Origin of the sequence: Flavobacterium sp., from assembly GCF_004211145.1 — a bacterium.
Classification (GTDB): Bacteria; Bacteroidota; Bacteroidia; order Flavobacteriales; family Flavobacteriaceae; genus Flavobacterium.
Genome location: NZ_SEBS01000046.1, coordinates 18714 through 27980, shown reverse-complemented (window position 1 = coordinate 27980; position 9267 = coordinate 18714). Strand labels below are relative to the sequence as shown.

The 9267-nt window shown below is 37.0% G+C and carries 11 protein-coding genes; 10 read left to right on the top strand and 1 reads right to left on the bottom strand.

The features are described 5' to 3' along the window. Positions 1–152 precede the first annotated feature (152 nt). The 9 genes from EOO50_RS15910 (at position 153) to EOO50_RS15870 (ending at position 7117) form a co-directional block, all read left to right on the top strand. Positions 153–791, top strand: coding sequence for a hypothetical protein (locus EOO50_RS15910; RefSeq protein ID WP_290841277.1), 639 nt, complete (start codon positions 153–155; stop codon positions 789–791). A gap of 238 nt (positions 792–1029) precedes the next feature. Further along, on the top strand, positions 1030–1539 hold the full coding sequence (locus tag EOO50_RS15905) for a hypothetical protein (protein ID WP_290841276.1): 510 nt from the start codon (positions 1030–1032) through the stop codon (positions 1537–1539). Positions 1540–1823: 284 nt separating this feature from the next. Continuing rightward, positions 1824–2717 (top strand): HNH endonuclease, encoded by an 894-nt coding sequence (locus EOO50_RS15900; protein ID WP_290841275.1) that lies wholly within the window; start codon positions 1824–1826, stop codon positions 2715–2717. A gap of 226 nt (positions 2718–2943) precedes the next feature. Next, positions 2944–3342, top strand: a complete 399-nt coding sequence (locus tag EOO50_RS15895; RefSeq protein WP_290841274.1) for a ribonuclease E inhibitor RraB — start codon at positions 2944–2946, stop codon at positions 3340–3342. Between the two features lie 224 nt (positions 3343–3566). Further along, entirely contained in the window at positions 3567–3854 is a 288-nt protein-coding gene (locus tag EOO50_RS15890; RefSeq protein ID WP_290841273.1) for a hypothetical protein, read from the top strand. A 431-nt stretch (positions 3855–4285) separates the two neighbouring features. After that, positions 4286–4825, top strand: coding sequence for a hypothetical protein (locus EOO50_RS15885; protein WP_290841272.1), 540 nt, complete (start codon positions 4286–4288; stop codon positions 4823–4825). 300 nt (positions 4826–5125) lie between these two features. After that, entirely contained in the window at positions 5126–5707 is a 582-nt protein-coding gene (locus tag EOO50_RS15880) for a VOC family protein (protein ID WP_290841271.1), read from the top strand. Positions 5708–5854: 147 nt separating this feature from the next. Next, positions 5855–6388, top strand: a complete 534-nt coding sequence (locus EOO50_RS15875; RefSeq protein WP_290841270.1) for a hypothetical protein — start codon at positions 5855–5857, stop codon at positions 6386–6388. A 165-nt stretch (positions 6389–6553) separates the two neighbouring features. Next, positions 6554–7117, top strand: coding sequence for a DUF4256 domain-containing protein (locus EOO50_RS15870; RefSeq protein ID WP_290841269.1), 564 nt, complete (start codon positions 6554–6556; stop codon positions 7115–7117). 70 nt (positions 7118–7187) lie between these two features. Here EOO50_RS15870 and EOO50_RS15865 read toward each other — a convergent pair whose 3' ends face one another. Then, entirely contained in the window at positions 7188–7919 is a 732-nt protein-coding gene (locus EOO50_RS15865; protein ID WP_290841268.1) for a hypothetical protein, read from the bottom strand. 343 nt (positions 7920–8262) lie between these two features. On the opposite strand from EOO50_RS15865, the gene EOO50_RS15860 reads away from it, so the two are divergent. Then, a complete protein-coding gene (locus EOO50_RS15860; RefSeq protein ID WP_290841267.1) occupies positions 8263–9267 on the top strand; it encodes a hypothetical protein in 1005 nt (334 codons plus the stop codon).

Genomic DNA, 9267 nt, shown 5'->3' with positions numbered 1-9267 from the left:
TCACGGCCATTGCTGTTTTTAGGTAAGTTGATCGTGCTTTTTTCTTAACTTCGCTTTCGTTCGGCAGAGAGAACGCTCTCCGAAACTCCGCAACGATCCGTGAGCCGCGAAGCGTTAGCCGCCAGTTTTGAAAAAATCGTCAAAAATCAACTATGATAAAATATTATTTCACATTTATTGTAATTCTCCAAGTTACTCTGACTGCAAATGGTCAAGAAAAAATCTTAAGTACGAAGGGTAATGAAAAACTTACAATTAGAGCAAATAAACCAGATAAAATTGAAAATGGATATTATACCAATGGAGAACTTAACTGGAGAATAAAAATTCTTGAGGGAACAACAATTGATGACGCAGACTATTGGAATAATTTAAGTGATAAAGGTTATAAAGAAATAAAGAAGACTTCTCCTTTAATCAATACGAATCGTTCGCATTTAATAGGGTTTAAGTTTAATAACCAAAATTCTTTTACAGTCAGCTTCAATCCAATGCCGGAAAATAAGATAACTTTAAAAGAGCATGAAAGATCTTTCTTGGATGTGCTGAATAAAAGCTTAAGCCAAATTAAAGGCGCACGATTTGAACAATCCCAATCCAATTTAAAACTTGGAAACTTCAATTTTTATAGAATTAAAATTGAAGGTTATAACGCGCAAAATCAGTTGGTGTTATCTCAAATATATTACAACTCAATAATTGGAGATAAATTATTTAGCTCATTAATTACATATAATGAATCGGAAAAAGGTAAAAGTATGGAAGATAATTTCATCTCTTCATGGAATTAAACCGTCGGCTAACCGCCGCTAATCGCCCCGGCGAGGTTTCAGGTAAAATCAAGTGCCTTTTCCAATTGCCACAAAACTTAGATTTTTTCTACTTTGCAAGTTAGAAAAAATCATAAGTTTCGTTACCTTTCCGTTCGGCAGAGAGTACAATCTCCGAATGTTCGCCGCCGCGGTTAGCGGCCTAGCGTTAGCGTATATTGCAGAAAAAATGAGTCATACAGAACTATTCGAATTTATAATGAAAACATTAGCAACGGCGCTTGGCTTGATGGCTGGCACAGTAGTTATATTGTTGGGAATTTTCAGATATAAGCGAAGGTTAATGGTAATTATTGGAAGTATTGCAATAGTCGGAGCGGTTTGTAATTACATATATTTTCAAAATTTTGATTTCGATGCATGGCAAAAACGAAGTTCAGAAGAAATGTCTCGAATGTTAATGGCATCGGTTATAGACGAAATTGAATCATTTAATGACAAACACGGCAAATACCCAAGTAAACTAAAGGAACTTTCAACTACAGACTATTGGGTAAATACTAATGATCCGATAAGTACTAAGAACGCGGAATTTAATTATAAAAAAAGCGGGAATGGTTACTCTCTATTTTCATCTGGTATAGACGGAATTCCAAATACCAAAGATGACATTTTTCCGGATCACAATTCGGTAACAAATACAGGGTGGAAAAAGAGCAACATAAAACTAAGGATTTTTTTGCTTTGTCAAGCTAAAAAAATCCTTTAGTTTTACTACTTTTCCGTTCGGCAGAGAGTACAATCTCCGAATCGCCGCAACAGCTGTGAAGCGGCCTAACGTTGGCAGCAAGCTTAAACGCACTATCCGTAATAAATGATCTTATGAACGACAAAATTTACGAAAATTGGAATTCGATAATGTCCATTCCCCCAATAATTATCACGCTTATCGTATGCATCGTGCAGGACGCTTGGTATCTTTTTATCATGATCCTTCCAATTACAATGGTTTGGTGTGGAATTTTAATTGTGGTTCCTGTTCTCTATCTAAAAATGAAACCAGAAATTGACAAAAATCTTGCTATAGAAATAATGCGAGATTTAAAAATTGACAAACGAAGATGGAGAAGAAGTTCACGACACGAGAAATCAATTATGCACAAGCATTGGATGTCGCAAAATAGATTTAAGCATTTATCGGTAGAAAATGAAATCCGAGAAAAACGCAATAAAATTACCAACTATAACAAGCTAATCGAATTCAATAAAAGTGAAAGCCACTTGCGAGAAACCTTGAAAGATAAAATAGAGAAGCTATGGAAAGACCTTTCATTTGAAGAAAGAATTGATTTGATTGCGCAAGAAAAAAGTAAGGAACTAAAAACTAGAGAAAAGCAAGAAGCACTCTTCGAAAAATTGCAGCGAGAAAGAAATGAACAAGCTGCAAAAAAAGCAAGCGAAAAACAATTAGAAGATGAGAAGAACAGATTTCTACTCGACGAAGAAAACCGCAAAAAAGCTGAAGAATTGGCTCTAGTGGAAAAACGGGAAAAGGAAGAACGATTAAAGATGGTTGAAGCGCGTAGACAACTGGAATTGGAAGAAAGGAAAAAAAGAAGAGATGAACAATTTAAAGAGCGAATCAAACGAGATATACTTGAAAAGGAAAGGAAAAAACAACTTGAATCTGATGCGATTCAAGAACTTATCGAAAGTGGAAAATTAAGTCATAACTTCTCAATTAAAAACGTTAGAGTTCCAATACCAAGTCATATTATGCAAGCTGTATGGAAAAGGGATATGGAATGTTGTGTAAATTGTGCAAGCTCGCAAAGTTTAGAGTTTGATCATATAATTCCAGTCGCCAAAGGAGGAAGTAATTCCATAAATAATATTCAGCTACTTTGCCAAAGTTGTAATAGAAAGAAAAGCAGTAAAATAATGTGAAAAAGCCTGCTGCCAACCGCCGCTAATCGCCCCGGCGGGATTTCAGGTCAGTTCACGTGCTTTTTCCAATGCCACAAAACCATGAATTTTTCAGCTTGAAAAAGCTAGAAAAATTCATCAGTTTTGTTACCTTTCCGTTCGACAGAGAGTACAATCTCCGGACGTCCGCCGCCGCGGTTAGCGGCCTAACGTTGGTTGCCATTGCAAAAACACAATCTATAAAATCATGTATAAATTATCAATTTCATTCCTCATATTAATTTCAATTTCTTGTCGGCAAAATGATACTGCAAAATTTGACATAAATCAAATTGAGGCCAATGAAAAAACTCTGAATACCTTAAAAGAGGCCAGTGAAAAATTTGAAGTAAAAAGAGATATTTTTCATTGGATTTATTTTAAAGATGAAAATAATTTACAAGAGTTCTTAAGAGAAGTTAAAACTAACGGATATTCAGTAGTAAAGACAAATGAGATTGATGACGAATTTCCCTTCCAACTTCAAATAAAAATCAACGATTACATAAGTAAAGAAATAATGGACCAGCAAGTTTTATACTTAGAAAATCTTGCAAAAAAATATTCTGGAGATTATGATGGATGGGAAACGAGTGTTGAATCATAAAGCAACGGCTACCAACCGCCGCTAACCGCCATTGCTGGGTTTCAGGTAAAATGTAGTGCTTTTTCCAGTGCCATAAAACTATGAATTTTTCTGCTTTTTCAAGCTAAAAAAATTCATTAGTTTTATTACCTTTCCGTTCGGCAGAGAATACAATCTCCGAAAGCCAGCAACGCTCGGTTAGCGGCCTAACGTTACCGGCAACCGTAAAAAAAATCGAGGATAAAATGTCACGAATATTTGAAAAGTTTACAGAAGTAATTGGTTGGCTCCAAATTGTGGCTTCTCCCCTTTTAATTGGCTTTATAATCGGTGCCATTATCTATTTTTCGAACGCCAATATTTTTACATTAATTATTGCAGTGATAATAATTTTGTTCTCTTTATTAGTGGGAATATATTTCGCTACTAAAATTGCACGAAAAAAAGGAACAATTAGCTTTCTATCTCAAATAAGCGCGACGCCTGATATTGATGAATGGATAAAAAATAAATCAAAGGAAGAAAAAGAATGAGTTTTGTTGAAGATCTTATCGGTGGATTTTTTCAAGAATTCATTCCAGGAATTTTTAAAATTATTGGCGCATCTGTTCGGTGGATTTTTCTGAATTCTAAATATAACTTCAAAACGATTTTAAAACAAAATTGGAATCACCGAATTGGCGTTTTTACTACTTTAATTCTAATTTCTGTTATACTTATTTTCAATTGTAGATAGAACGGCAGCCGGTAACAGCGGCTCACGGCCATGGCGGGGTTTCAGGTAAAAGGAAGTGCTTTTTCCAATGCCATAAAACTAAGAATTTTTCCGCTTTGTCAAGCTAGAAAAATTCTTTAGTTTTATTACCTTTCCGTTCGGCAGAGAGTACAATCTCCGGATGTCCGCCACGATCCGTGAGCCGCGAAGCGTTGTATGCTATTTTGAAACAATAACTCAACGGAAAACATGAAATATAAACTCATAATAATCTTCATTACGTTTCTATCAAATGGTTGTGTAAAAAAGGAAAATGTTGCCGAATTATATCCTAACCAAATTATAATTGATAGCTCAAGAATTGCAATAATCAAATACGAATCTGGCGATTTAGATTGCAGACAAATATTTAAAGATGCAAAATCTGCTGTTCTAAACAATAAAGATTTGATTAAAATTGAGTTGGCAATAAATAAAATAATAGAAAAACAAAACCCTTTAGAAATTGAACGTTTCAAAGAACTTTCTAAAGCTTATCCGGAGGAAAATTATAGAAAGGAAGATTTTGTTTTAAGAAAAGATGATTATTTAAGGCGTTACTTGGTTGTGACAAATTCCAAAGGAGAAAAAGAAATATTTGTTGCAATGGTTTGTGACGCTATCGCCAAAGATTTCAATTTTAGAAATACATTAAAACAAGGACATGGTGGCGGATCTTGCCTATTTTCTTTTAAATTGAATTTAAGTACGAATAGGAATTATGAAGTTAAATTTAATGCTGAAGCGTGATAAAAACAGCATACAACCAAAGCTAATTGCAATTTTACAGCGAGATATCACGTTTTGTCAATTTTCCGAGACATGGATAATAGCGGGGCGTTATTAAAATCACTCGTCAACCCAAAACCATCCAAGAATCTCAAAACGCTTCATAAAATCGTATAATAACTTTGTAAACCAAATACTTACGAAAATATTTACAATCAATTTTTTTGCTCTTATCATCAAGGCATTTAAAATATTAAGATTATTTATCGCCACCTTTAAAATAATTAAAACAAGAAAAAGTGTAGTATTAAAATTTTAGTCGTGTTACTGGCAGCAAGTCTTATGGGTTGTGGCGATTCTAAACAGAAACCACAAAAAAACAGTGATACAGCTATTCCGAGTCAAATTCCAGCAAAAAAAACTGTTATGAGCACACAAAAAATCACACCCTGCCTATGGGTAGATAAGGATGCAAAATCGGTGGTCGACTATTACCTTTCCATCTTCAAAGACGGAAAACTCAAAGAATATCACCAATATAAAAATCCACCACAGGAAAAAGGGCAAGAAGGTCCGGATAGCTTCGAAACAGCGATTATTGAGATCAACGGTCTTGAATTTAGCATTTTAGCAGCAGGTCCATATTTCAAGTTCAATGAATCCGTATCGTTCGTGATTAATTGCAAAGACCAGGCAGAAGTCGACTACTATTGGGATGCCCTAACCTCAAACGGAGGGCAGCAAGGATCTTGCGGTTGGTGCAAGGACAAATATGGTCTGTCGTGGCAGGTTGTTCCTGTCGAATATTTTGAACTTATCAACAGCGATGACCCGGAAATTAGAGAGAAGGCAATGAGGAACACATTCAAACAGAAAAAACTGGTACTTTCCGAACTTAAATAAGCTGGAATATCAATCATCAAAAACGCAAGTTCCAATTCGGTAAGGTAAAACATTTCCTGAATCACCGACGTCCCGCAAACACAACCACTGTTGCATACTTTCGTTCCAATCGACAGTGATAATCCAGCAACAGTACAACCGAAGCTCATGAACTCAATCAAATTTCTCCATACAATGAAGGGTATTTTTTATTTAATTTTTCTAATCTCCTGGCATTCAAACGCGCAAGAATTAAATTTGTCACGCAGGTTTGAATATTATAAAAACGGAAATTTTGAAAATGTAGATAGATTAACATTCAAGGTTGCGAATAATTCCGACACTATAAGTTGCGAAATTATCGGTGGTAAATTAATCTTACCGAAATTATCGTCAACATATTCAATTATTGTTACCGATGGCGAAAAACGGTTCATCATCGAAGATGTCGACTTTACGAAAGTAGAAGGCAATCTTGACATTATTTTCGGAGTCGAAAAGAACTTCAAAAACTTAAACCTGATCGAATCCGCTGCAGGAACATTCTATTCTTTGAAAAATCGATTGGCTTTCGTTCAATTGGAAAACCTAAACGACGCAAAAGAGGATTGTTTTATAATTTTTCAATCTCCGACAGGCGACGAACAAATGAAGAAAACATCGAAAAGTTACAGCCGTTTTGCTATCACGAAACGCAAATAACTTACGCTTTAAAACGCAGACTATTTATTGATGAAGTGTAATTGTGTTTCAAGAAATAAAAAAACTTTAAGAATATCACGCGCGAGTCATGACAATCCCTAAAACCATTCACATCGATTTCAATTTTTCTTAATTTTATCGGACACAGAACAACAGATTTCGACAATGGCAATTACAAAAGAGCTTTCCGACGACCAAAAAACGCTACTTCTGACGACATTAAAAACGCGTTTCGAAAAGAATGTGAACCGACATAAGAGCATAGTTTGGACCGACGTACAATCGAAACTCGAAGACAATCCGCAAAAACTCTGGTCGCTCAACGAAATGGAGCGAACCGGTGGCGAACCTGATGTCGTTGCTCAAGATCGAACCTCAGGCGAATATATTTTCTTTGATTGCAGCGCCGAAAGTCCGAGCGGCCGACGAAGTCTCTGCTATGACCGCGAAGGCCTTGAATCGCGAAAGGAACATCGGCCCGTAAAAAGTGCCGTGGATTTGGCCGCCGAAATGGGCGTCGATATATTATCTGAAACACAATACCGCCAACTCCAACAATTGGGTACGTTCGACGCAAAAACATCAAGCTGGCTCGAAACGCCGCCCGAAGTCCGCAAGCACGGTGGTTCCCTATTCGGCGATTTCCGATACGGGCAAGTATTCGTCTACCACAATGGTGCACAATCGTATTACGCAGCGCGAGCTTTTCGTGGCGTGTTATACGTGTGAAGTCGGCGAAACCGTAAATAAAAAAAGCTCGTTCACAATGTAAACGAGCCTTTTGCATATATTTTATTGATTACTTTTTCTCTTCGAAAATTTTCATCATCGCCTTTGCCTTCTCTTTTTGGTTGACCGCTTCCAACGATTTTGCGAAACGATAGTAAAACGTCGGCTCCAAATCTTTGGTCATCGCATAAAGATCAGTATACCATCTCGCCGCTTTAACCAGGTCGCCTTCATAAAAACGGCTGTTTCCTACTCTCAAAAGCATTTCAACCGACTTGTATCCTTTTTCCAGAGTATGCTCATACGTATCGATAATGTTGATGTTCACGTACATTGACTTTTTCTCTTTCGCTACTGTCTCAGTTGCAACAGGCGCGGCTTCGATTACTGCAGGAACCGCGATTTTAATAGGTGTCGGAACCTTGAATGAAGCGGATGCTTTAGGAAGTTCCGTCTTAATGACGGCGGCGACCTCACTCAGCGAAACCGCTTGCTGTGGTTTTGGTTTCGCTTTCCCGTAAACTGGTGTGATTACGCGTGTGTTTCCGGGACCAAGATCATACTTACGAACATAATCCATACTCGAAACCGTATAAAGCGTGACGTGAACGCCGACCCTCGTATAAATCTTTTCCTCTACATGATATCCAACAATTACGTTGTCGCTGTTTTCAACGCCTTCAAATACCAATTTTGCATTTCCCATTTGGGCAGTCGCGGCGACACTGTTATTTGTCTGTGCGAAACAGCCGAAGGAAAAAGCACTTACGATTGCTACAAAAAGAGAGACGAAATTTTTCATAATGTTTAAATAAGGCGGTCGTTACTTTCTAAAACCGTTGTAAAATTAATTACACTTACTTTTTTTTGAAGTATTTTGCCTACAACTAACCCCGAAAAACGTTGAAATGCAATTTCCGACGCAACTCGCGAAGATAGTCGTTCAAGATATGTAGTTTGTCGATTATTTATTTATAAACAATTGATTATAAGATATTTGACTTAAAGAAAAAATTAACAAAAACTAACGTCAGATTTAAAAATGTCGACAAAAAGCGTTTTTTTATCCACGAAATGAAAAACTCGAGATGTGAAGCACTTTTTCGCTATTTTCGTTTCATCGGTAAAATGAGCCTCCAAAAGCCATGAAAAAAGCGGTTCTTCTTTTGTTTTTACCTATATCAGTACTCGCACAGTACGCAAACAGCTATTTGGACGGTAAGCCGAAAATCCAATTCGATACGTTGCACGGAACAATCAATGGGAAATTCACTTTTTCGTATCCGAGTGGAAAACCAAAAGCAAGCGGTCAAATAAAAGACAATCAAAAAGTCGGACTCTGGAAATTCTATGCCCAGAACGGAGCCGTAATAACTACGCGTAAGTATGAGCACAACTTAAATTTCTCGACAGGTGACGTTAAACCAAGTTCGAATTCTACCAAGAACTTTCAAAGGCCTAAAGTCAACGACAACGATCTCATGTACTACAATTCGTTGTTGACGCTCGTGAAAGACGATTCAAACGCGAACGCTGTTTTCTTCGACAATAACTTGCTGCTCGATGAAATAAGGAAATATGTCAACGAAACACCCGATTTCGAAGTCTACGAAAATTTACAGTTCAATAAAAAGTTAACCTCGGCCCAAATTACGGCAATCCTAAAGGACGAATCCATCCACATCTACCTGTTTAGGGAAGTCGTTTATTTCGATTCGAAAAGCCAAACCATGAACCGACGCATTTCGGCGATTTGTCCCATCAGTCAAGAGAACAACGAAATAAAACCGCTACTCACCGTTTACGCCGACGATTTCATAAAAAAGTCAACGAACAAAAAACTGCTCGAAACCTTGTTTTTCAATCGCTATTACGCCGACTTGGTCGAAATTGAAGAAGCGCGTCTCAGCGACAAAAAATTGAAAAGCGAATTTGGAGAAAAACTCAACGACTACGCAAGTCATTACAAGAAAGATATCTCGTTTTATGACATCCAAAAACCATTCGACCTCGAAGCCTATTTTCTCGAAAACGAAGTCAACAACATATTGAGGATGAGCCTCGAGCCAGAACTGTTCGTCTCAACCCAGGACAGCGTAATAATTCGCGCCGCCAACAAGAAACCGTTGAAGTATAAAATCATCGAATAA